We start from the raw sequence: 23,172 nt of genomic DNA, 5'->3' as shown, positions 1-23,172 counted from the left end.
CTTCACCCAAAAGGCTTACCGCAGGCGATCGCTAAGTGTATGGCAAAAATTTTGATCCCGCAAACTGACCATCAAATTTTCCCAGAGCAGATAATATCATGTCCGACTAATTACTTGTAATTCAAAAATTTTAAATAGGATCAAGGCATTCTCACACAGGAATGTGAGTTGCTAAGTAACAGGGGGGAGGAAGTGAAAAAAGCAACTCACCCCAATGGTAGAGGGTATTAAAAGCACCAAATTAATTTATAATATAGTAATCTTTACAATTGAAAAAACGTAGAAAGAAAGTCATCTTTACTACCCTAATTTGTTGTCTGTGATTTGTTTCTGAACCCACAAAATTTTCTAGAACTTAGTAATGAAGAGATTAATTAAAGGTCTGCGCGAATTTAAATCTAGCTATTTTTCGACACATCAACAATTATTTGAGCAACTTTCACACGGTCAAAAGCCCAGAGTATTATTTATTACCTGTTCTGATTCGCGTCTCGATCCAAATCTAATTACACAAGCCCAAGTTGGTGAATTATTTGTCATTCGCAATGCAGGTAACATCATTCCACCCTATGGGGCAAGTAATGGTGGTGAAGGTGCGACAATTGAATATGCTGTTCAAGCTTTAGATATTCGCCAAATTATTATTTGTGGTCACTCTCATTGCGGTGCAATGAAAGGATTAATGAAGTTACATAATCTCAGCGATGAAATGCCGCTCGTACATGATTGGCTTAAATATGCAGAGGCAACTAGAAGACTAGTTATAGACCATTACAGTCACTACGATGAAGAAGAACTGCTAGAGATTATGATTGCCGAAAATGTTCTTACTCAAATTGAGAATTTGCGGACATATCCAGTGATTCACTCTAAGCTTTATCAGGGAGAACTCAGCATTTATGCTTGGATTTATCACATTGAAACAGGAGAAGTTTTCGCATACGATCCCCAGAAGCACGCTTATGTTTTGCCTCAAACTCAGCTTCCAGATTCGGAAATAGATGAGTCGTTCAGTGGTCAGGCTTCAAATACTAATGCAGTAGTGCGTTCCCCTCAAAATGCCCAAGATGATGTTCAACCTTATGAGAAACAGTCTGTTTCTCCATTTGAATGGTTTCCAATGAGACGACTTTCTCCAGAGCAGATGGAGCGAATTTATCGAGGTTCAAATAATGGAAGTTGAAAGATGACAAGATAAAATTATAAATAAGCCATAACTAAGGGACTTCCAGTTAAAAAAAATATCCCATTTTAGGGGCGCAAGGCATTCATTGGTGTCAACTTAACGTCAAAGCAAGTCTATAAATAGCTTTTAGATTGCCTCGTTCCCAGTCTCCGACTGGGAATGCTCGTCGTTGAGGCTCCGCCTTGCTTACTGGCGGCAGAGCCGCCAGGAGCCGCATTTCCAGCCAGAGCGCTGAAAACGAGATTTGAAAAGGGTTTTAGCTTAAGTTGACACCAATGCAAGGCATTGTGCCCCTACCGCGTGGTCTATTTACCTGAAAATAGCTATAGCAAAAACAGAGACTTACACAGATGCAAGTCTCTATTTGGCTTTTATGCCGCTGCTAACTGAAAGCTTCAGTTATTCTTTTATGGCTTTTTCACAGTATCAACTTTTGCTTCTATCTTGACTGTCTTCACACCTTGAACTTCTTTAGCTAAGGTTTCAGCTTTTTTGAGTTCTTCAGCAGAAGTGGCTGTGCCTTTGAGGATAATTTCGCCCTCTTTGTTTTCAACTTGTAACTTATTACCTGGTAAGCCTTTGTTCAACTTTTCGCTAACTTCAGTTTTTAAGTCGCTCTTAGCTTTTGTGGCTGCTGTTTTTTCAGAATCAGTTTTAACTTTAGTATCTGTGCTAGCTACTAAAGGAGTTGCTTCTTTTCCTGGAATTTTGGCAGTTTTATCCGTAGTTTGATTTATCTGAGAAGCTGGTGTTGCTGGTGCTTGAGCAGCTTGATTAGTTGTGCTAGGAGTTTCTGAACCAGTTTTAGGAGCCTCTTCACAGCCAAAAGTACCAACTACCAAAATGCCACTAATTAGCAATGGAATTAGCTTTTTCATTATTTATCTCCGAATTGAGTAGTTGAAGCGATTAATTGATGTGTGATGTCATGGTGAGGAGCAGATGTTAAAAACAATTAAATGTGAATTAGCAAAAGTACCTAAGCAATAGCTCAGGTTACTGAAAATTGAACCTTGGACGATTTCTTGAAGCTAAGATTTTGCGACTAGTTTTGAGAAATGCCAATTCAATTTTCCTAACGGCTGCTAACCAGGATGGCTCTATATACAGCCTGTAGCTCTCTATGAATTTAATGTAGATGCCCAGTAGCTATTTAAATGGTAGATTATGCCACCCCACAGTGGTGACTCGATATTATCAGATTTTAGTCAATTTGGCGATGTCTATGACGAATTCAAAACTTCAGCGTTTATGGAATGCTGTGGCAGCAAAAGTCCCAACAAAATGTTACTTTAGAAAACTATGGCTTACTTACAATGCCCTAAATATCAGGAAATATTAGCCAATGCCCTACCTTACTTCCGCCAGCGAAATTAGTGCGATTGTCGCTGAATATACCAAGGCTAAAATGCTGTGGATAGATACAGAAGTGGCTGACTATAAAAGTCGTAATCCAAGATTATCACTGATTCAAGTATTAGATAATCCTCAAGATATGAGTGGCGATCGCGTCTACCTTTTAGATGTCTTAGATCAGCCTAATATCATAGCAGAATTTATTGATAAAATTATGATAAATTCTGCCATTGAAAAAGTTTTTCATAACGCCAGTTATGATCTAAAGCTTCTCGGTAATAAGAAAGCCAAAAATATTACCTGCACTTTGGAAATGGCAAAAAAAATTCCCTATTATCTTTTACCATTACCCAACTACCAACTAAAGACCATAGCTACTGCACTTTGTAGCTTTAACAATATCGACAAACAAGAACAAAAAAGTGATTGGGGAAAACGTCCCTTGACTGAAGAACAGATAGAGTATGCTTATTTAGATTGTATTTATCTGGCTCAAATCCACTTAAATTTGTTAAGATTACAAGCCCAAGCTAGCCCGGACTCTGCAACGGAAAACTTAATATCACTAAGTACCAGATACTCGCAACTTGAGCAGCAATGGAAATTGTTGAATTCTGAATTTGAGCATTTGCAAGAACGTATGAAAAAAGCTATGCAAGCTCAAAATATATCTGAAACTTCTTATTATAAGCTGACTAGTTATGAACGGACTACAGTCAGAGCTACATTTACAGAATTGGCAAGACTAGCACAAACTCAAGGTATTAATTTAGATTTTCCCATTACAATAACTCAGAAACTCCAAAAAGATTTAGGGCAAAATCTGGAACAATTGTCTGTAGATATTGAGAAAATCACCTCTTGGCGGCTGACTTCCAAAATTCAAGAGAGTGAAACAGAAGATGAGTAAATTGTTCATCTAGCTACAAATGTCAGAATTTATGGAGTTCTTGTAAAGTAGAAATCTTAATATTTCAAATATATTTTTTCAACAGTGTTCTAAAAAACATGAGCAACAGTAGTTGATTGCTGATAAATCTATTGTCAAAAAGCGCAAATATGACAATAGCAAAGAGCCAAATTGACAATTTTTATACTTTATGAATCAGATTTTTTCCTTAATATAACTATTAAATATCAGGCAAATATGTCAATTGACTTTTAATGTCTATCAAAAGTTAAAATAACTATTGAGTTAAAGAATTAAAATCTAGACTTTGGTACTAATTTTGTTCAGGCGTTATGGCAGTTTATATTAACTTATGAAACGGCGTTTATTTAGGCAAAGGCAGACAAGGGTAAATACTTTATTTACCATAGCTATTTTTACTACCTTGACTGCAATTAGCAGTGTTTCTTGCAGTAAGAATGACAATGTATTAGTGACAGAAATAGGAGTCAGTCAACCTAGCCGTCGTTCAGCTACAACATCTAAGGGTGGGCAGTTCTATCTTCAGGGAAAGAATCAGCATTTAAACGGCGACTTGCAAGCTGCGATCGCTTCTTATGGTAAGGCGATTGATCAGAATTCTCAGTATGGCGCAGCTTACAACGGTCGGGGATTAGCCTATTTTGATTTGGGAGATAAAGAAAAAGCGATCGCAGATTACAATCAAGCACTCCGCATCAACCCTAACGACGCCGAAGCCCACAATAACTTGGGAAATGCCCGCGCCTCACTAGGAGGTAACAGAGAAGCAGTTAAAGATTACAGTGAAGCGATTCGCCTGAATCCCAACTATGCCGAAGCTTACAATAACCGGGGGAATGCCCGCGCCACCAATGGAGACAAAAAAGGGGCATTAGATGATCTTGACCAAGCGATTCTCCTTAATCCCAAATATGCGATCGCCTACAATAACCGAGGAAATGCCCGTGTTGCCAATGGAGATCCCCAGGGTGCGATCGCAGATTACAATGAAGCCATTCGCCTCAATCCTAACTTTGCCCCTGCCTACAATAACCGAGGAAATGCCCGCGCCACCAATGGAGACAGACAGGGAGCGCTTAAGGACTTGGAACAAGCAGCAAACATTTTTCAAAATCAAGGAAATAATGACTTATATCAACAAGTGATGAATAACATCAAAGAACTTGGGCAGTAGTGGTATTGGGGAGCAGGGGAGCAGAGGGGCAGGGGAGCAGAGGAGGAGAAGAGAAGTAGCAGTAATAAGTCTTTCCCCTCTGCCTCTTATGCCCAATGCCCGATGCCCAATGCCCAATGCCCCATGCCCAATGCCCCATGCCCAAAATCCTATTCTTCAATCAATGGGCTGCGGAGGTCTTCTACCATCGCTTGAATTTCGACTGGAGGAGGTGGCGTTAGGCGCGAAACCACTAGGGTGACAGCGAAATTAATTAGCATCCCCAAAGTTCCAATTCCTTCGGGAGAAACCCCAAAAAACCAGGGTTGCATACCGCCAAACTTGACGCCGACAATGTAAATAATCGTAAAAATTAAACCCGTCACCATGCCGGCGATCGCACCTTCGGAATTAGTGCGCTTATCGAAAATCCCCAGGAAAATCACCGGGAAGAAACTAGCAGCGGCTAAACCAAAGGCAAAAGCCACCACCTCACTCACAAATCCCGGCGGATTCACCCCAAAATATCCGGCGAGGACAAGGGAAAAACCTACCATGATCCGCCCGACAAACACCCGTTTTTCTTCTGAGGCTGATGAATCGATGATCCGGTAGTAAATATCGTGGGCGATGGAACTGGAAATTACCAGCAATAAACCTGATGCTGTAGATAAAGCAGCAGCCAAACCACCAGCCGCTACCAAGCCAATCACCCACGGAGGGAGGTTAGCTACTTCTGGGGTAGAAAGCACAATGATATCTCGGTCAATCTTGATTTCATTGGTGTCTTTGTTTGGAGTTAACTGGAAACGCCCATCCTTATTGATGTCATCAAAAGCCAACAGTTTAGTTTTTTCCCACTTGGTAGCCCAGTCTAGCTGCTGCACTTCTGCAACTGTCTGATTGTGCAGGGAATCGATCAGGTTGTAGCGAGCAAACATGGAGAGGGCTGGAGCGGTTGTATAAAGAATGGCAATAAATAATAGTGCCCAACCAGCAGAAAAGCGGGCTGCACGTACACTCTTAACTGTGTAAAATCGGACAATAATATGGGGCAAGCCAGCAGTGCCCACCATCAGGGCAATAGTGGTGAACAGCACATCTAGCATTGACTTGTTCACAAATGGCTCAGTATATGGCTTAAACCCCAGGTCAACCTGAATTTTATTGAGTTTGTCAGCAATATCACTGAAGGTAAATGCTAGCTGAGGAACAGGATTACCAGTGAGAAACCAGGCGATCGCGATCGCTGGAATCAAGTAAGCAAAAATCAACACACAGTACTGTGCCACTTGTGTCCAAGTAATGCCTTTCATTCCGCCCAACACAGAGAAAAAGCCGACGATCACCATACCGATGATCACACCTGTATTGATATCTACTTGTAAGAAGCGGCTAAAAACAATGCCCACACCGCGCATTTGTCCAGCAACATAGGTGAGGGAGACGAAAATGGCTGCAACTACTGCCACCAAACGGGCGATATTAGAGTAGTAGCGATCGCCTACAAAATCTGGCACTGTATACTTACCAAATTTCCGCAGGTAGGGAGCCAGCAATAATGCCAGCAGTACATAGCCACCCGTCCACCCCATCAAATAAATAGAACCGTCATAACCCAAAAAAGAAATCAGCCCCGCCATTGAAATAAAGGAGGCTGCGGACATCCAGTCGGCGGCCGTAGCCGCACCATTAGCAATTGAAGGTATCCCTTGACCGGCTATAAAGAAGTCTTTACTATTTTCGACTCGTGATTGCCAACCAATATAAATGTAGGCAGCAAAGGAAAGTCCAACTAATACAATAGTCCAAATTTCAACTGACACGGTTTTTCCTCACTTCTTAAGATTGTATTTTTGGTCTTGCTTACCGAGATTGAATTTGCGGTCTAGCTTGTCCATTTGGAAGGCATAAATGAAAATCAAGGCTACAAATACCAAGATTGATCCTTGTTGTGCCATCCAAAAGCCAAAGGGTACGCCAAAAAACCGTATTGCATTCAAAGGTTGAACCAACAAAATACTGAAAACTAGGGAAACCAATGCCCAGACAATTAAAAGATTACGAATTAAAGTAGTATTAGCACGCCAATAAGAACGGCGCTGATCTTCATCCATTGTTGTTCATCATCATTGCGTTTGTGCATCAAAATAATACCAATAAGCCGTTATTATCCTGTCTAATTACTGTATTAATTTTTAAATTATTTAGTAAACAATATTTATTTTTGGTGTATTAAGTATTGCTAAGTAATAGCTGACTGAGAATTACCATCTGGTCAGTTATTAAAAAATGTTGGTTAATCAAGCTGAAATATGCAATGACTCATTAGTAATATAAGAGCTTTATATACAGAATCTTTAATTTTAACTACGTGTTAACCAGTAGGATAACGAGGCTATTAAATACTAAAATTGATTGTTTGATTGCAATACAAGCAATTTGTACTCAGAAAGTCTAACGGAATTGAATCATAAAATATACGAATAATTACTATGGACTTTTACTTAGTTATTTTAATAACATTAAAGTAACTAGTTTGTTATTACAGATATGGGGCATTACCAAAATATAGTAAATTATGATACAAATACTGACTTACTCAGCGTCTACAACGGGCTAGGGCGTGTTTTCAAACTACTCGTTTAGCCTATAAGTTTTTAGATCCCCCTAAATCCCCCTTCAAAAGGGGGACTTTAAGAAACTCTTAGTCCCCCAATTTATCGGGGGGTTGGGGGGATCTAAAACTTTGAAAACACGCCCCAGCCTACGCTGATTTCAAACAACTGATTCGCTTTATTCTCAACAACCAACGTCTCCATAGATTTTTGAACTAGTCTTGGAAGTCGCACAAAAATAGCTTACTTAATTTACACCTAATTTATTTGCGATCGCACTTAATTCTCAAAACTTGTAGTTTTGAAATTGAGTAACTTTTTCATGCGTGTCTTCGGAAAGTGCAGATTTCAGCTTCAACCATACCACGAGCCAGAATATATGTTTATCCAAACACTAATCACAGAGCCGATTCATTTTTTCAGAATCGTTGTTATTGTCATATTCTCCATCACTTTGCATGAGCTTGCTCACGGCTGGGCTGCGATGAGTCAGGGAGATAATACTCCACAACAAACCGGTCATCTGACGCTGAATCCTGTAGTCCACATGGGCAAAGAATCGCTCATCTTTCTCTGTCTTATGGGTATAGCTTGGGGACAAATGCCCGTCAACCCATCTAAGTTTCGTTCTGGAAAGTTAGGCAATATTTTGGTATCAGCAGCAGGGCCATTGTCAAATCTGGCTTTAGGAGTTCTATTTGTTGTGCTGCTCAAACTTTTCTTTAAACCTAGTCTTTCAGGACTCGTGAGTGTCGAATTTCTTTACCTAGCGGCTCGGATTAATTTGACGTTATTTCTGTTTAATCTGCTGCCAATTCCGCCACTCGATGGCTTTCATATTTTCAGTGAAATTTTTCCTCAGCTAAAACCATTGCAATATAGCCAATTTGGATTATTTGCCATGATGCTTCTATTTATAATTCCGGGTTTTGGGATAGGACTTGGTAGCATTGCTGATTTATTTATCCGGTCAGGATTGGGGATGTAAACAACAATTTTTATACGAATAAAAAGGAAAATTTGAATGAAAATAAATAAAAAAATTGTAGTCGCTGCTACTAGCCTTACCTTGAGTATTGCTGCTGTGCTTATTCCATCTGAAGAATCAATGGCGAATATATTAGCTGTAGATCAATATAATAATCGTTCTGTAAGTAACCATTTAGTCAAATATCCCCACGAAATAAGTCAACCATTAATGGTTGTACAGCCAGGGCTATTTAACTCTGTTTTAGGGAATTTAACAATTGAAAAATATAGTTTTGTACCCTGTCCTAATCAAGAGCGATCGCTATTTACATCTTCTATTGAATTATTGATGAGATTATTGATTATTGGAAGCTTTGGCTCTGTGGGAATAGCAGGTTATTCTTCCTTTATAGAACGTTATGTTCAAATCATTAATAAAGATTTAAAAATAATTTACTACAGTATTTTCTTGCTACTGTCTTTACAGATTATAGGTAGTATTATTGTTTTAATGTCTTCACCTACCAGTTCCATTGCTTCTACAATTAATCCAAGCTCTAACTGTATTTTAGGGAAACCATAATAGTAATTATAATTGCTATATAGGAATCCGCTTTGATTTCTGAACTGATTTGCGTAGGCAGGGAATAGGCAATAGACAATAGGCAACAGGAAAGAAGGCTTCTTAGTTGTACTGAGTTTTTTCAGAAATCAAATATGAGTCCTATAGCAGTCCTAAATTATTAGTGAAAGATAAGAATCCCGACTCAATACTTTTCGGTTAAGACAAGAGACGCGATGAATCGCCGTCTTTACAATAATCAGTATTTTGTAAAGACGGCGATTTATCGCGTCTTTGTGATGATTTATCGGATCTTTGCGAACTATAATTTTCATCAAAAACCGTAACATAACCGTATTGAATCCCGACTTATTTGATAAGTCGGGATTATACTATTTGCAGTCTCGCAAATAAAATTAGATTAGTATATCCAATCTAATTATCTACACCTACAGAAATAAGTTTGCTGTAATATTCAGTCTTGGTGTATATGCTGATAATACTATCACCAACTGCAAAAAAAGTACCTTCTTGCTCATCTTTAGAAAATTTCAAATTTGGATATTTAGCAGTAGCTTCGTCAGCTGTCATGGCTTTTGCTTCCATTTGTTTTGGCAACAGTCCAGTAGAACCAATGTAAAATACCAATGGAGATATCTTATCTTCGTAGATATTTTCCGCATATTCTTCTAGCTTATGACTCGCCGTCGTTAAAGCTGCAACCATTTCCTCTTTGCTAATTTGCTTACCAGTTTGTTTATCTTGCAACAACTGCGCCAAGCTATCAGCACCAACTTTCTTAAGAATACCTCCAACAATGCCATTTTTCTCAAGCCCAAGAAAATCATCGAAAATTGGTTTCATAAACTCATCAACTTTTGTAATCTTGGTGCGTGATGACAGTAACCTGTCTCTAACAGCGAGATTCTCATTAAATGCCATTTCAAAACTAGGTTTAATGAAAATTTCTCCAGTTTCCTGGTCATAAAGACGATACATTCTATTGAGAAACTTATTAGCAGAAGGTAACTTACTCAGGTTCAAAATATCTTGACTGCCAATATCGATTTTATAGCTTAATCTTGAGTCAAGAGTACCATTAGCTAAAGCTTCGGTGATATCAGTGTATTCGTTAGTTGTAGGAAAGTTGATGTAAATATTCTTGGACAAATAGTGATTTTTAAATTCATCTAACTGCGTCTCGATAAATACATCTGACTCCTTTCTCAAGTGAGCGCCAATAATACTAGTCAGAACTTTAATTTCTGCTAGTTCATTGAATACTCCATCAACACTGCTGTAACTACTATTAGCAGCGACAAGTGGCAAGTTATCTAACTGAATGGTATATTCAGCCCGAAAGTCGAATTTCTCCGCATCTAGAATGCCTTTCTCTTTGAGTAAGTCAAAGACCTTTTTGCTGCTGATTTTGACTCGTAATGACTTTACGTTGATTTTGCCGTCACTTACAATCGTATAATTATTAAAGCTATTGAGGTCATTTACTAGCAACCCTGCTACTTCAAGAGTGGGAGTTTTGTCTTCAGATTTTGCAAGTTTGACTTTACGTTTGACAAGCATATTGATAGTAGCAGTATTGCGGTTAAACTGAAACTCGCCCATACCGACATACTCAGCGTTATCCATATATTCTGTTCGCAACCAAGGTTGGAGCAGTTCCCCATTTTCGTTTCTAACACCTCTAACACGCTTGATACCTGTTCTTTGATAATGTTCTTGCAGGTGTTTGATATTGACAATAATATTGTTGCGATATTGTCCAATAATTTGGATTAGTTCTACTAGAGAAATTTGATTCTTTGTCATATTACCAACCTACAGATAAAGGTTAAGAATCTTGTAAAACCACGGTTACTGAAGTCTATTACTCTGACAAAATAAGCTGTTACAACTGTGTAAAATTGAAGAGTAAACACACAATAATTTGATTACGAAACTTTGTACAAAGTTCCGTAAATTTGCGGTTAGCTGAGGGTTAAAGTTTAAACGTAGAGAAGCGCAAAGTTTGTTTGAGTCTATTCACTACGGACTGAGGGAAATTTGTACTTACCGTTGCATACTCAGCAGACGTTCATATTTTTATAGTACAATTGTATCATAAAAATGCTAAGTTGTGTAGACTCCACTTAGCGCAAAATCTGGTTAATCATCCGGTTGGCTTGCGAATCGTAACCACCACCAAATAAATTGAAGTGATTCAAGATGTGATAGAGGTTATAGAGCGTTTTTCTGCGTTCATAGCCTGAATCTAAAGGAAATACCCCGTTGTAACCCTGATAAAATGCTGCTGGGAACCCACCAAACAATTCTGTCATAGCGATATCAACTTCTCTATCCGCAAAATAAGTTGCTGGATCAAATATCACAGGTTCTCCCGACGCAGTACACCCAGCATTTCCGCCCCATAAATCGCCGTGTACTAAAGAAGGTTGCACCTCATGATTTGCCAATAGTTCAGGAATAGCTGCTAGTAACTTGTCTTGCTGGGGAAAATTACCTCCCCGTCGCCTTGCCAATTGAAATTGATAACCCAAACGATGTTTAATATAAAATTCCGTCCAGTCTGCTGTCCAAGTATTAATTTGGGGTGTGGAACCAATGGTATTGTTAATTTTCCAACCAAAACCTTGACTGCTGCTAGCTTTATGCATCGCCGCTAACTTGCGCCCCATCTCTTCCCATGAGTTGCTGTTACCGCTACCAAGTTCCAACCATTCCAGGACGATGTAGCTAGAATTATCAGCAGTATTCCAACAAATTGGTTTGGGAACGCGAATACTAGCTGTTGCTAGCATTTCCTTTAAACCCAACGCCTCGGCTTCAAACATCGCAATTTGGGATGCAAGGTTAAGCTTGACGAAGTAGGTTATCTCACCATTGGAAACAGCATAACCTTGGTTGATGCACCCACCACCAACCGATCGCCGTTGCTGACTCTGAAATTTTTCGCCAGTCACCTGGCTAATATGGGTGTCGATTTGAGTCCACATGATGCAATTTTGGATTTTAGATTTTGGATTTTGGATTAATAACTGGGCATTGGTACTGATTATTAATTATTTTCCTCTTCCCCATGCCCAATGCCCCATGCCCTATTCCCAATTTTTAATTTACGGCTTTACAAAAACCACACCATAAGCATCTGGGGAAAGATACTCATTAGCTGCTTGCATCAAGTCTGTTGCATCTTGGCTCTGAATTATCGCTGGGTAGTTAAAGGCAGGTTCCAAATCTCCCACCAAAGATTGATAATAACCATACAACCCGGAGCGATCGCTTGGTGTTTCGTTACCAAATATAAATCTGTTGGCTACTCGCCGCCGTATACGGGCAATTTCTGATTCTGTTACCAACTCTGTTTGTAGTTTACCAATGTGTTGAGCGATCGCATCCTCTACAACTGCTAAATTTTCCACTGCACATTTAGCTGAAATATAAAATATCCCTTGCAGCTGATTGCTCATGTTGCTCACAGAAATTGAAGAAACTAATCCTCGTTCTTCCCGTAAATCTCTCACTAGTCTTGATGTCCGCCCGTGTCCCAAAATTCCTGCTAAAACATCCAATCCATAGGTGCGATCTAACTGGGTCATTCCGGGAACCCGCCAAACCATCACTAGCCTTGCTTGTTGCAGACTTTCATCAATAAATTCTCGACGGACAATTTCTGTAAATGGTGATTCAGAGTTGAGTAGGGAGTGGGGAGTGGGGAAGGTGGGGCCCCCTCTGGGGATAAGGGGTAATGGGGAGTGGGGAATTTTAGCGGCTTTTGTAAATCCTTCAGCAACAGTTGCAATTAATTCTTCCACGGGTAAATTGCCCACAGCCACAGCAGTAATTGACTGCGGTTGATACCAATTAGTATGAAAATCTCGCATCTGCTGGGGTTTAAGTTCGGCAATCACCGATTCTGGCCCCAATACTGCACGGCGATAGGGTAACTGATCAAAGGCTGTCTCCATCGCCCGCCGATATGTCCGCCGCTGGGGATTATCCTCTGAACGCCTAATTTCTTCCAAAACTACCAATCGCTCACGTTCAAAAGCATCATCAGGAATACTCGCGTTAGATACTACATCTATTTGTAGTGGTGCAAGCTCGGCAAAATCTTTGGGTGCAGTGGTTATATAGTAATGAGTATAGTCTTGGCTAGTAGCAGCATTAGTAACAGCACCCCGTTCTTCAATTCGACGTTCAAATTCGCCGCTAGCCAGTCGTTCTGTTCCTTTAAAAATCATGTGTTCTAAAAAGTGAGCCATGCCATTAATGGCATCAGGTTCTACAGCAGAGCCAACTTTAATCCACAAATTGAGGTTTACGGCTTCAACTGGCATTTGCTCGGCAATGATTGTCAAACCATTGGGCAACTTGTGCAGTGTCGGAGCATTAAGACGGGGAAATTTCCGTAGGGTTGAGGTCATTGCTACTTGTGTGTGAGGAGCGATGTTACTTCTTTATCTTATCTGCGACTTACTGCTCAGTGAAGTTTTGTAGTTTTCAGGACTAGTACCGCAAGGCGTAATTCGTAATTCGTAATTCGTAATTCGTAATTTGTAATGACGCTCCTGCGTCGCTAACGTAATTCGTAATTAATTGTTTGCAAGGGTTTCAGACGTTTAAGATGGGTGGCTTATTTACGCCGTGCGGTACTAGCCGATTCAAAGTGTCAATCTAGGTACAATTACATCTGTTTAATTATTTTGTAGCAAATAAAAGTGGTACTCCATAATTGATAAATTGAGTATCGGAAGTAATTATAATCATCTTTTCTAGTATCGCTTGTGCTATTAAAAGCCTATCAAAAGGGTCTTTATGATGCTCAGGTAACAATGCTGCTTTAACAGCGTGGTGTTCTGTTATTGATAAAAAACTAAAATCAGTATCAATGATGGCTTGTATTAAATTATCTGGGGTTTTAAACTGTCCTTTTTTTCTTTTTATTTCTATTTCCCAAACACTAACAGCACTAACAACTACTTTATTTGAAGAATCTGAAATTTGTTTACGAACTTCAGGCAAAAGACAAGAGTTATCTTCAAGTGACCATATTACAGCACAGGTATCAAGTAACAATTCCATTATTATTCAATACCAAATTCAGAAATAATATCACTTGATGTTTTATGAAAATCTTCTGATATTTCTACTTTTCCTTTCCAAATACCTAAAGGTCTAGGAGAGTTTTGAGTAGGAGTTAATTGTTTTACTTCACTAATTGTATAACTGATTACAGGGTTATTAACTACAGTCGATTCAGTCGTGAATGAAGTCTGAGGAATAGTTGTTTTATTCTGACTAATCCCAGAACTAATAACTTGGACTTCATCGCCACTGAAAAGAATACTTACTCTAACATTGTCTTCCTTTTTTGTAATAATAGAATCAATTATTGCTCTCAAGAATGTTAACTCTAAAAGAGCTAAAGAAGATAGTGTAGATGATATTAAACGTACTTTTTCGTTAATATACATAAATACTCTTAGTTATCAAATTAACTACAGTTAACGACTAAAAACTAAAATTCTATTCCACCACTATTTTAATCTGTCTAGTCATCAACTTAGAGCCAGGGCGAATAGAATTCGCCAGTTTAGCATTAAGTTGACACCAATGGGATGCACCCCTAACGAAGATTGTGGTTTAATCAATCACGCTATAAAATTATGAATAGCAATATTAAGAATTGTAAAACTAAATCTCAATGTCCAGCATTTCTATTGACAAAAGTAAATCTCATGTAGTTGTTATTGGTGCAGGAATCGGTGGACTGACTGCTGGGGCATTATTAGCTCATAGAGGTTACAGCGTCCTCATTCTAGACCAAGCCCTCGTACCAGGAGGCTGTGCTTCGACGTTTAAACGCCAGGGATTTACCTTTGATGTTGGTGCAACTCAGGTTGCAGGCTTAGAACCAGGGGGAATTCACCACCGCATTTTCTCAGAATTGGCAATAGATTTACCGGCAGCAACGCCTTGTGACCCGGCTTGTGCGGTATATTTACCTGGGGAAAGCACACCCATCAACGTTTGGCGCGACCAAGAGAAATGGCAAGAGGAACGACAAAAACAGTTTCCTGGTAGCGAACCGTTTTGGCAGTTGATGGCAACTTTATTTGATGCGAGTTGGGAATTCCAAGGACGCGACCCGGTGCTACCACCGCGTAATTTATGGGATTTGTGGCAGCTAGCGCAAGCGGTGCGTCCCAGTACATTAATTACCGTACCCTTCACTTTATTTACGGTAGGAGATGCTTTACGGTTATGTGGATTAGGTAATGACCGACGATTAAGAACTTTTTTGGATTTGCAACTGAAGTTGTATTCCCAAGTCAATGCAGAAGAAACAGCACTACTTTATGCAGCGACGGCGTTGAGTGTATCCCAATTACCCCAAGGATTGTTTCACCTCCAGGGAAGTATGCAAGTATTAAGCGATCGCTTGGTACAATCCTTAGAAAGAGATGGTGGCAAGTTATTGATGCGCCACACTGTAGAACAAATCAAAGTCGAAAACGGCAAAGCCAGTGCTGTAGTAATTAGAAATCAGAAAACTGGCGCAGTCTGGACAGAAGCAGCCGACCACATAGTTAGTAACGTTACTGTGCAAAACTTGGTGCAGTTATTGGGAGAACAAGCGCCATCTGGTTATAAAAACCGCGTGGAAAAACTACCCCAAGCATCGGGCGCTTTTGTGGTGTATTTGGGTGTGGATGCCAGCGCAATTCCGTCTGGGTGTCCTCCCCATCTCCAATTTCTGTACGATGCTGATGGCCCGATTGGTGAGAATAATTCCCTATTTGTTTCCGTCAGTCATCCTGGAGACGGTCGCGCACCGGAGGGGAAAGCGACAATTATTGCTTCTTCATTTGTCGATCCTACAGAGTGGTGGCAGACTGATGATTATGAAGGGCTAAAAGAAAAGTTTACCCAAGAAGCGATCGCTCGTCTAGCTCAATACTTTTATCTCAAACCAGAAACTATTCTTTATCAAGAAGCCGCCACACCCCGCACCTTTGCCCATTTCACAGGACGCGATCGCGGTATAGTCGGTGGTATTGGTCAAAGAATACCCACCTTTGGCCCCTTTGGCTTCGCAAATCGCACACCCATCCAACATTTGTGGTTAGTTGGTGACTCCACCCATCCAGGAGAAGGTACTGCTGGCGTGAGTTACTCAGCACTAACAGTAGTCAGGCAAATTGAAGCGCAAATGTAGTACTTGTCACAACAGAATTCAGGAGTCAGGAGTCAGAATTCAGTTGGGTATTCTGTACGATTGGCGAATGAATAATATCGTGTCTGGTTAAAGACTTACAGCGAATTTTAAGGAAAGTCAAGACTGTTTTTCTTCTGACTCCTGAATTCTTCAATAAACGATTTTTAATTATGAATTATCTCGGAGGATAATATTGGGGATTTACAACTGGAGATTGATAACCGTTTGTGGGTACAGTACCTCCCATACCGTTGGGTACAGGACTCACAACAGGAGGCTGATAAACACTCATCGGTACGGTGCCTGTTGTTCCGTTGGGTAAAGCAGGATTCACATAACTGTTTGCGGGTATAGTGCTTGTAGGACTATTGGGTGTAACAGGAATCTGGCTAAACTCTTGGTAGGCAACACGAGAAATTGAGCTAATCAATTTTTCGGCGCGAGGGTCGTTATTGGGGCGTTGTACCATGACAGCAGCTACATAGCGCTTGCCAGTTGGAACACCAATTAAACCTGCATCTGCTAACATTGTCCCGATATCGCCAGTTTTGTGGTACACTCTCGCACCTGCCCCCAAACCCGATGGTAGCAGAGAGTCTCTCTGAGTACGACGCAAGATATCGAGCATGAGATCACGTGATGGCATACTGACTAAATTTCCCTGACTCACAATCGCCATCAAATTCCCTAGTTCCTTGGGAGTTGTGGTGTTTGTCCCTTGCAAATCTGGGAGTTGATTGCGAATTATTGTGTCTGTCAATCCCCAACTACGGAAACGCTGGTTTAAAGCGTCTATGCCTCCGAGTCGGGTAATCAGCATATTTGTCGCTGTGTTGTCGCTGATTGTAATCATCTTGGTAGCGACTTCCAGAGCAGCGTACTGGGTTCCGGGTGACTTGTATTGCAGATTTCCCGAACCACCAGCGACCATATCCTGTTGCATGGTCAGCATTTCATCCAGGCGAATTTTCCCCGCATCCACATCCTGGAAAAAGGCAATCAGAATTGGCACTTTAATCGTGCTAGCTGCCGGAAAACTGGTAGAGCCATTGACATCTACATAATTACCTGTATCCAAATCTAATAAGAAAACTCCCGGTGTGAGATTTGGGTTGGTATCCGCCAAATTTTGCACGGCATTTTTCAAAGAGGTAATTTCTTGAGATAAATACATACTCGCAGCTGCGGCTGGGGGAGCTTGGGTGGGTTGTGGCTGCGATCGCACCACATTAGTATTAGATGGGGACGCCGATGTACTGATGCGATTAGCTGGGTCTAAAACTGACAACACCGTGCCCACAATTGCACCCATCCCAACACCCACAATCAATAACCGTAAAACATACAATACAGTTTTTGCCATTGGCTTTAACCGTGTTTTTCGCGATGAGCGCCTACCCATTTTTGGCTTTTCCATCCGCACCGTTTTCACCATCACAGCACCCGGTCGAAAGGGAGGAATTTTCCCCTTGACACTAGGCATCGGTTTTACTGCCGTTGGCATGACTAACCCCGATTTGACCCTACGTGTAGCACTAGGGGTTGGGGGAGGACTGATTTGATTTTTTGGGCGTGTTAGCGCCGCTTGTCGTCCACTGACAGTTTGCTGCTGGCTGTTGGCTTTAACTTTCTTCTGTGCCACTTTTTGAACTTTTTGTGGACGCTGGCGGCGATTTAAGGGTTGACGCCGCGAGAAAGCTGTTAGTTCGTCACTTGACTCTGACACCGTTACTCCTTGTGACCCACTTGACTGTTTTCTTGCAGACTCCTAACCCAAAACTTAATCTTTAAGCAATATTAATACTCAAATTTCATTTTGCCACTAAGTAGCATTTTTACGTTTAGTTTAAGCTATGTTAAATATTTTGGGGGGATGATTGCGTATATATTAAACGAATTATTACAAGTTTTCACCATCCCTCTGGTTTTTAAGGGCCCATTCTACCTGCTGCAAAATTCCTCGGAGCATATATACTTCCCCTGTTTTCAGGTGAGCGCGATTATACATTTGGCGAAATTTTTCCATGCGACTAGCTGCCGTATGGGGATACACATAACCAATTTTCAGTAATAGTGATTCTAATTGCTGATAATATCCTTCTACAACATCTAAGGATGCAAGTTCAGTTTGGGGTAAAGTCTGAGTGTTAGCTTGCTGGGCAGATTGTGATAATTCATAACAACAGATTGCCACGGCGGTAGCCAAATTTAGGGCGACATAATCTTTACTTGTGGGAATGCCAACAAACCGCTGTGCATAATTTAATTCTTCATTGCTTAATCCCCGGTCTTCCCTGCCAAAAATCAGTGCTGTGGGTTTTTCTGGTTCCTCCAGTAGCCAGGGTAGGGCAGTGCGGGGATTTTCTAAGGGAGTTTCCCAACTGCGAACGCGACCAGTAGTAGCGATCGCTCTGACACATCCATGCAATGCTTCTGGTAAGGTTGCTACTAATACCGCAGATTCGATAATTTCCTGAGCGTGAACAGCCATCATCAAAGCTTCCGTCGATAGCGGATCGCATTGGGGGTTCACTAATACTAAATTACATAGCCCGAAATTTTTCATTACCCTGGCGATCGCGCCGATATTTATCGGCCCAGCTGGTTCTACCAACACAATTCTTAATCCAGCCAAGCCCATTTTTTGCCTCCTGCGATCGCACCAGATAATACTTACAGGCTAATTTTCAGCGTCGTGATTCTGCTGAGGAGTTGCCTTAAAATCATTTTAGCGGTGTAAGTGAATGCCTGCGATAGAGTTGGACGGTCTCAAGAAGTGTGAGGCGTTGAAAAACATACGGAACCGTGTTTGAGACTTGGTTAGAAACTTAGGTTAATAATTGGGCGATCGCTAAAATTAAGTACCCAGAGGCGTATTAACAGGAGATAATAATAAACTCACACCACCCTTAGCTGTTGTCCCATCAACCATTACAGAGATTGTTCTGGCTTGATTTAGGTAATTCACTTCACAGGGTCGAATTTTGCAAGTTGTTCTGAACCAAACCATGAAAACATCTACTAAATTGCTCTCTCGCCTGGATTATTACTACCAGCAAATCAAAACAATCATCCTGACTCGGCAAAATCCGATTACTGGTTTATTACCTGCGAGTACAGCGATTACAGCCCACGGCGATTATACTGATGCCTGGGTGCGAGACAATGTTTACAGCATTTTGGCAGTTTGGGGTTTAGGACTTGCATACCGCAAGATTGACGACGATCAGGGACGCACCTATGAACTAGAACACAGTGTCATCAAACTGATGCGCGGGTTGTTGTTTGCGATGATGCGACAAGCTCATAAAGTAGAGACATTTAAGCATACTCAGTCGCTACTAGATGGACTACACGCCAAATATAATACCGCAACTGGTGACATTGTTGTTGGTGATGACGAATGGGGACATTTGCAACTTGATGCCACATCTATATTTTTACTGATGTTGGGGCAAATGACGGCTGCGGGATTGCAAATAATTTATACCATTGATGAAGTGAATTTCGTCCAAAATTTGGTTTACTACATTGGACGAGCTTACCGCACACCAGATTATGGCATTTGGGAACGTGGGAATAAAATTAATCGTGGTAGTGCAGAGTTAAATGCCAGTTCTGTAGGCATGGCAAAAGCTGCTTTAGAAGCTATCAACGGACTAGATTTGTTTGGTGTGCGTGGTAGTCAAGCATCGGTGATTCATGTGCTACCAGATGAAATCGCCCGTGCCCGGATTACTTTAGAATCGCTATTACCGAGAGAATCTGGTTCTAAAGAAATTGATGCAGCGCTGTTGAGTATTATTAGTTATCCTGCCTTTGCAGTGGAAGATTTTGAGTTACGCGATCGCACTTTAAACGATATTATCAATAAACTCGCAGGTAAATACGGCTGCAAACGCTTCCTGCGTGATGGACACCAAACCGTTTTAGAAGATCATCAGCGCTTGCACTACGAACCGTGGGAACTCAAGCAATTTGAGCATATTGAATGCGAATGGCCGTTATTTTTCACTTATTTAGTTTTAGATGGATTATTTTGCGGCGAACAAGAACAAGTTAAAAAATACCAAGAGCTTTTAGAATCATTACTTATTGAACAAGATGGTTTGCGTTTATTGCCGGAACTTTATTATGTTCCAGCCGAAAACATCGAAGCAGAAAAGTTAGCACCTCAAACGCAACCACGTTTGCCCAATGAAAATATTCCTTTGGTGTGGGCGCAGAGTTTATATTTCCTCAGCCAAATGTTAAGTGAAGGTTTACTGGCGGTTGGTGATATCGACCCTTTGGGAAGACATTTGTGTGTAGGAAAACAGCGCGAATCTTTGGTACAAATTGCTTTATTAGCAGAAGACGAAGATTTACAGACGAAACTAGAAGTTCACGGAATTGAAGCGCAAACACCTACCCAAGTAGAACCGATTCAGGTGAGAAAAGCTGGAGAATTTTCAGCAATTTATACCCAAATTGGACGTAACGATAAACTTGGTTTAACTGGGCGGCCAGTGCGGCGACTGCGGAGTTTAACAACATCTAGAATCTTTCGGATTAGCGGTGAAACAATTGTATTTTTGCCTTCATTTTCCGACTCTCAGCAGTTTTATCTAACTCTTGATTACCATTTTTTGCTAGATCAAATTAGAAGCGAATTAGCTTATATTCAAAAATATTGGAGCGATTTAGGGCGTCCTACCTTGACTTTAATGTTGACGCACACCATGTTAGAAAGTGGTTCTGAGGCATTACTAGAACTGATGCAAGAACTGAAAGATGGTGTTTGTAATGGTGTACGGGTGAAATTAGGGCGGCTAAATCAGCTAATGTTAACAGCTGGAATCCAAAGAATTGATTTTCTTCCCAATGCAGAATTCTCGCGATCGCCAGTGAAAAATGCTAGCCCACGTTGCTATTATCTAGCATATCATCCTGAGAAAAACTGGCGCTTAGGACATACCCAAGAATTTCAAATGGAGTATGAAACCAACTTTGGGTTATTACTTTCTTCTTTGCGCTCATCAGAGAACATCTACGAGCAAATTGAGTTATTGCAAACTTTAACTCGCTTACAGGGAATGGAATTTGATACAGGGTACGGTGGCCCAGGATATCGCGTCACCGTAGGCGATTTGCTAGATGAAGTTTACACCAAAGCTGGAGATTTAGGTATTTGGGCAGTGGTACGTCGGGCTGCTGGGTTACGCCAAATGGTTGATATCAGCCTATCAGATGCAGTAACGAGTATTTTGGTACGGGGTAAGCAAATTGCTGTGGGTAAAGCTTACAGTGAAGCGTCCTTGATTAGCGTACCCATGTCTCACGATGAGATTGCCGATAAAATTAACCATTTTTGTCGTGAAGATATCCGCGATCGCGTCCTCACTCAAGAGATTTTAATCTATCTTGGTATCTTAATTCGCTCAGAACCCGAACTATTCCAAGGACTACTAACGCTGAGAGTCGGCTATCTGATCTTATTAATAACCAGCGAACTAGCGCGGGAATTACATGTCACTCAAGATGAAGCTTACGATTACTTAATGCAACTTTCACCCTTTGAAGTGAAAATGCGCTTACGTCAGGTATTAACTGGATATACTGGCATGAGTAACCTGTTGCGCCAGCAAGAATCACTGCACGTCAAACAAAAAGAAAGTGATATTGCTTGGGTGGTATTACCAGGAATCGCCGAAGGAATAGAAGTCCCGCCTGGTGGTTGGCGACGGTTTCGCCAAGCTGAAGGTGCGACGGGGCGAGTACCAAAAGAATTTTTTAAGCAAGTTTGGCTATTAATGCAGCATTGCAAGGGTCTAGTAATTGGCGATAAACTAGAGCGCCGCAATCGCTTAGATAGTGAGATAATGCTGTCGGAAATGACAGCGGGGGAAAGAAATTTTGCGCTGTTAGTTGAGCATTTGCTGAATAAAATCGAAGCTCCAGAATACCGCCAAGTTAACATTGAAGCATTGATCGAATTAGCTGCGATCGCAGCCAATAATCCCAAGCTGCAAATCGAAGAATATATCGTGTTGGATGTGCTAATTGGCCATGCAGTGCGATTGGCTTGGCTAGAGAATCATAGTCAACGCAGCGATCGCTATGATGAGGATAAGGCAAGTGCGTGGCGATCGTTTTACAACACCTCTCCTAGAGATTGCGCCAGTTATATTTTGAAGGCGTTCAGGTTCTTGACGGAATTTGTGAAGGATTTTTAAACGTATAGGCGCTTCGCCTTCCCGCAGGGTAGGATCGCAAAGAGAAGCGCCATGCGTTAAAAAAAAATATCCCCCACCTCCGATTCCAAAAGCAGGGGTTTTATTAAAACTACTTAACAGAAACAGCATCAACATCAATAGTACTTCCACTAGAGGTAGAACCTTCACTAGTATTAGGTACTTCAGCACCCACCTCACCCTTACGAGCTTTCCAGCCCTCAATTACTAGCCCAGACACCTCACTCACTAGCAGGGTCAAAAGAAAAACATCATCAATCTGTCCCACCACAGGTATAAAATCTGGGAGAATATCAAATGGGCTGACCAAATAGACCAACGTTCCTAAAATTACCCACCAACGGTATTTGGGGTTACGAAGCACATCCCGATACCAGGCGTAAAGTGATTGGATTGAAAATTTCATATTTTGAACCTCATAGTTATCTTTAATTTTGACAAATTATGCTAAAAATCCCCGGTGCGAATAACCGCCCTAGTTTGTCTGGAAGACGCTACTTATAATTTTTCAACAGAGAAAAATAGATAGGTTGCAAGTAACTTACAAAATTTTAATATCTAAGTATACAGAAAGCTGGACACGCTCAAGAGCGATCGCTAAAGCATATTACCGCAACCATGAAGTGAAACCTGCCAACCCATTTCTGATTCTTCGTCGTCCAGGTGACTATGCATGAAATTGCTTGATGCCAAAAATTACTTATTGGTATTGTAAATATTTTAACTTTATAAAGTTTGCAAAAAAAATTGCTGATTGCCAAGACACATAGTTAATAGCAATAGTAAAATCTACTTTAAGCTAGACGAGAATTACCTAAATTTTAGGGTAATTAACTTAGCTACTAGTGGCCAATATCAACAAATACTGAATGCTAATATTCAGTATTTCCCGGAGAGTCCTATTCCGGGTTAGGATGATGACTAGCG

The 23,172-nt window shown here is 40.8% G+C and carries 19 protein-coding genes; 8 read left to right on the top strand and 11 right to left on the bottom strand.

What is annotated here, in order from left to right; all coding sequences use genetic code 11:
* Nucleotides 1-361: 361 nt before the first annotated feature.
* Nucleotides 362-1,183, top strand: coding sequence for a carbonic anhydrase (locus tag A4S05_RS16685; protein WP_069070918.1), 822 nt, complete (start codon nt 362-364; stop codon nt 1,181-1,183).
* Nucleotides 1,184-1,593: 410 nt separating this feature from the next.
* Here A4S05_RS16685 and A4S05_RS16680 read toward each other — a convergent pair whose 3' ends face one another.
* Entirely contained in the window at nt 1,594-2,064 is a 471-nt protein-coding gene (locus A4S05_RS16680; protein WP_069070917.1) for a BON domain-containing protein, read from the bottom strand.
* A gap of 467 nt (nt 2,065-2,531) precedes the next feature.
* On the opposite strand from A4S05_RS16680, the gene A4S05_RS16675 reads away from it, so the two are divergent.
* The gene (locus tag A4S05_RS16675; protein WP_069070916.1) at nt 2,532-3,452 is read left to right on the top strand and encodes a ribonuclease D; all 921 of its coding nucleotides are present in this window, start codon (nt 2,532-2,534) and stop codon (nt 3,450-3,452) included.
* A 352-nt stretch (nt 3,453-3,804) separates the two neighbouring features.
* Nucleotides 3,805-4,647 carry a tetratricopeptide repeat protein gene (locus A4S05_RS16670; protein WP_069070915.1) on the top strand — a complete coding sequence of 281 codons (843 nt, stop codon included), beginning with the start codon at nt 3,805-3,807 and terminating at the stop codon, nt 4,645-4,647.
* Between the two features lie 149 nt (nt 4,648-4,796).
* On the opposite strand, the gene A4S05_RS16665 is transcribed toward A4S05_RS16670, so the two are convergent.
* Together A4S05_RS16665 and A4S05_RS16660 are read right to left on the bottom strand one after the other, a co-directional pair.
* Nucleotides 4,797-6,452, bottom strand: a complete 1,656-nt coding sequence (locus A4S05_RS16665; protein ID WP_069070914.1) for a sodium:solute symporter family protein — start codon at nt 6,450-6,452, stop codon at nt 4,797-4,799.
* 9 nt (nt 6,453-6,461) lie between these two features.
* The gene (locus tag A4S05_RS16660; RefSeq protein WP_069070913.1) at nt 6,462-6,743 is read right to left on the bottom strand and encodes a DUF4212 domain-containing protein; all 282 of its coding nucleotides are present in this window, start codon (nt 6,741-6,743) and stop codon (nt 6,462-6,464) included.
* Nucleotides 6,744-7,623: 880 nt separating this feature from the next.
* Between A4S05_RS16660 and A4S05_RS16655 the strand changes: the two genes are divergently transcribed.
* Both A4S05_RS16655 and A4S05_RS16650 read left to right on the top strand, forming a co-directional pair.
* Nucleotides 7,624-8,232, top strand: a complete 609-nt coding sequence (locus A4S05_RS16655) for a site-2 protease family protein (RefSeq protein WP_069070989.1) — start codon at nt 7,624-7,626, stop codon at nt 8,230-8,232.
* Between the two features lie 36 nt (nt 8,233-8,268).
* Nucleotides 8,269-8,796 (top strand): hypothetical protein, encoded by a 528-nt coding sequence (locus tag A4S05_RS16650; protein WP_069070912.1) that lies wholly within the window; start codon nt 8,269-8,271, stop codon nt 8,794-8,796.
* A gap of 414 nt (nt 8,797-9,210) precedes the next feature.
* On the opposite strand, the gene A4S05_RS16645 is transcribed toward A4S05_RS16650, so the two are convergent.
* From A4S05_RS16645 to A4S05_RS16625, 5 genes are all read right to left on the bottom strand, one after another.
* Nucleotides 9,211-10,602, bottom strand: coding sequence for a hypothetical protein (locus A4S05_RS16645; protein ID WP_141699730.1), 1,392 nt, complete (start codon nt 10,600-10,602; stop codon nt 9,211-9,213).
* A 320-nt stretch (nt 10,603-10,922) separates the two neighbouring features.
* Nucleotides 10,923-11,786: a fructosamine kinase family protein gene (locus A4S05_RS16640; RefSeq protein WP_069070911.1), complete on the bottom strand. Its 864-nt coding sequence runs from the start codon at nt 11,784-11,786 to the stop codon at nt 10,923-10,925.
* A 120-nt stretch (nt 11,787-11,906) separates the two neighbouring features.
* Nucleotides 11,907-13,217 (bottom strand): M16 family metallopeptidase, encoded by a 1,311-nt coding sequence (locus A4S05_RS16635; protein ID WP_069070910.1) that lies wholly within the window; start codon nt 13,215-13,217, stop codon nt 11,907-11,909.
* Nucleotides 13,218-13,491: 274 nt separating this feature from the next.
* Nucleotides 13,492-13,875, bottom strand: coding sequence for a type II toxin-antitoxin system VapC family toxin (locus tag A4S05_RS16630; RefSeq protein WP_069070909.1), 384 nt, complete (start codon nt 13,873-13,875; stop codon nt 13,492-13,494).
* 2 nt (nt 13,876-13,877) lie between these two features.
* Nucleotides 13,878-14,267 (bottom strand): hypothetical protein, encoded by a 390-nt coding sequence (locus tag A4S05_RS16625; protein WP_069070908.1) that lies wholly within the window; start codon nt 14,265-14,267, stop codon nt 13,878-13,880.
* A gap of 230 nt (nt 14,268-14,497) precedes the next feature.
* On the opposite strand from A4S05_RS16625, the gene crtD reads away from it, so the two are divergent.
* A complete protein-coding gene (gene crtD, locus A4S05_RS16620) occupies nt 14,498-16,012 on the top strand; it encodes a C-3',4' desaturase CrtD (RefSeq protein WP_069070907.1) in 1,515 nt (504 codons plus the stop codon).
* A gap of 175 nt (nt 16,013-16,187) precedes the next feature.
* On the opposite strand, the gene A4S05_RS16615 is transcribed toward crtD, so the two are convergent.
* Entirely contained in the window at nt 16,188-17,738 is a 1,551-nt protein-coding gene (locus A4S05_RS16615) for a serine hydrolase (RefSeq protein WP_069070906.1), read from the bottom strand.
* A 174-nt stretch (nt 17,739-17,912) separates the two neighbouring features.
* Nucleotides 17,913-18,653 carry an RNA methyltransferase gene (locus A4S05_RS16610; RefSeq protein WP_069070905.1) on the bottom strand — a complete coding sequence of 247 codons (741 nt, stop codon included), beginning with the start codon at nt 18,651-18,653 and terminating at the stop codon, nt 17,913-17,915.
* Nucleotides 18,654-19,020: 367 nt separating this feature from the next.
* On the opposite strand from A4S05_RS16610, the gene A4S05_RS16605 reads away from it, so the two are divergent.
* Entirely contained in the window at nt 19,021-22,227 is a 3,207-nt protein-coding gene (locus A4S05_RS16605; RefSeq protein WP_069070904.1) for a glycoside hydrolase family 15 protein, read from the top strand.
* A gap of 109 nt (nt 22,228-22,336) precedes the next feature.
* On the opposite strand, the gene A4S05_RS16600 is transcribed toward A4S05_RS16605, so the two are convergent.
* On the bottom strand, nt 22,337-22,651 hold the full coding sequence (locus tag A4S05_RS16600) for a YkvA family protein (RefSeq protein WP_069070903.1): 315 nt from the start codon (nt 22,649-22,651) through the stop codon (nt 22,337-22,339).
* Nucleotides 22,652-22,775: 124 nt separating this feature from the next.
* Between A4S05_RS16600 and A4S05_RS41670 the strand changes: the two genes are divergently transcribed.
* Nucleotides 22,776-22,922, top strand: a complete 147-nt coding sequence (locus A4S05_RS41670) for a hypothetical protein (protein WP_176727022.1) — start codon at nt 22,776-22,778, stop codon at nt 22,920-22,922.
* Nucleotides 22,923-23,172 lie beyond the last annotated feature (250 nt).

It is taken from the genome of Nostoc sp. KVJ20, assembly GCF_001712795.1.
GTDB lineage: Bacteria > Cyanobacteriota > Cyanobacteriia > Cyanobacteriales > Nostocaceae > Nostoc.
Note: the sequence above shows the minus strand (reverse complement) of the source record. Positions and strands in the feature narration are given on the sequence as shown.

Coding starts and splice junctions, on each gene's coding strand:
- A4S05_RS16685 (WP_069070918.1), top strand. CDS start 362: ATGAAGAGATTAATTAAAGGTCTGCGCGAATTTAAATCTAGCTATTTT.
- A4S05_RS16680 (WP_069070917.1), bottom strand. CDS start 2,064: ATGAAAAAGCTAATTCCATTGCTAATTAGTGGCATTTTGGTAGTTGGT.
- A4S05_RS16675 (WP_069070916.1), top strand. CDS start 2,532: ATGCCCTACCTTACTTCCGCCAGCGAAATTAGTGCGATTGTCGCTGAA.
- A4S05_RS16670 (WP_069070915.1), top strand. CDS start 3,805: ATGAAACGGCGTTTATTTAGGCAAAGGCAGACAAGGGTAAATACTTTA.
- A4S05_RS16660 (WP_069070913.1), bottom strand. CDS start 6,743: ATGGATGAAGATCAGCGCCGTTCTTATTGGCGTGCTAATACTACTTTA.
- A4S05_RS16655 (WP_069070989.1), top strand. CDS start 7,624: ATGTTTATCCAAACACTAATCACAGAGCCGATTCATTTTTTCAGAATC.
- A4S05_RS16650 (WP_069070912.1), top strand. CDS start 8,269: ATGAAAATAAATAAAAAAATTGTAGTCGCTGCTACTAGCCTTACCTTG.
- A4S05_RS16645 (WP_141699730.1), bottom strand. CDS start 10,602: ATGACAAAGAATCAAATTTCTCTAGTAGAACTAATCCAAATTATTGGA.
- A4S05_RS16640 (WP_069070911.1), bottom strand. CDS start 11,786: ATGTGGACTCAAATCGACACCCATATTAGCCAGGTGACTGGCGAAAAA.
- A4S05_RS16635 (WP_069070910.1), bottom strand. CDS start 13,217: ATGACCTCAACCCTACGGAAATTTCCCCGTCTTAATGCTCCGACACTG.
- A4S05_RS16630 (WP_069070909.1), bottom strand. CDS start 13,875: ATGGAATTGTTACTTGATACCTGTGCTGTAATATGGTCACTTGAAGAT.
- A4S05_RS16625 (WP_069070908.1), bottom strand. CDS start 14,267: ATGTATATTAACGAAAAAGTACGTTTAATATCATCTACACTATCTTCT.
- crtD (WP_069070907.1), top strand. CDS start 14,498: ATGTCCAGCATTTCTATTGACAAAAGTAAATCTCATGTAGTTGTTATT.
- A4S05_RS16610 (WP_069070905.1), bottom strand. CDS start 18,653: ATGGGCTTGGCTGGATTAAGAATTGTGTTGGTAGAACCAGCTGGGCCG.
- A4S05_RS16605 (WP_069070904.1), top strand. CDS start 19,021: ATGAAAACATCTACTAAATTGCTCTCTCGCCTGGATTATTACTACCAG.
- A4S05_RS16600 (WP_069070903.1), bottom strand. CDS start 22,651: ATGAAATTTTCAATCCAATCACTTTACGCCTGGTATCGGGATGTGCTT.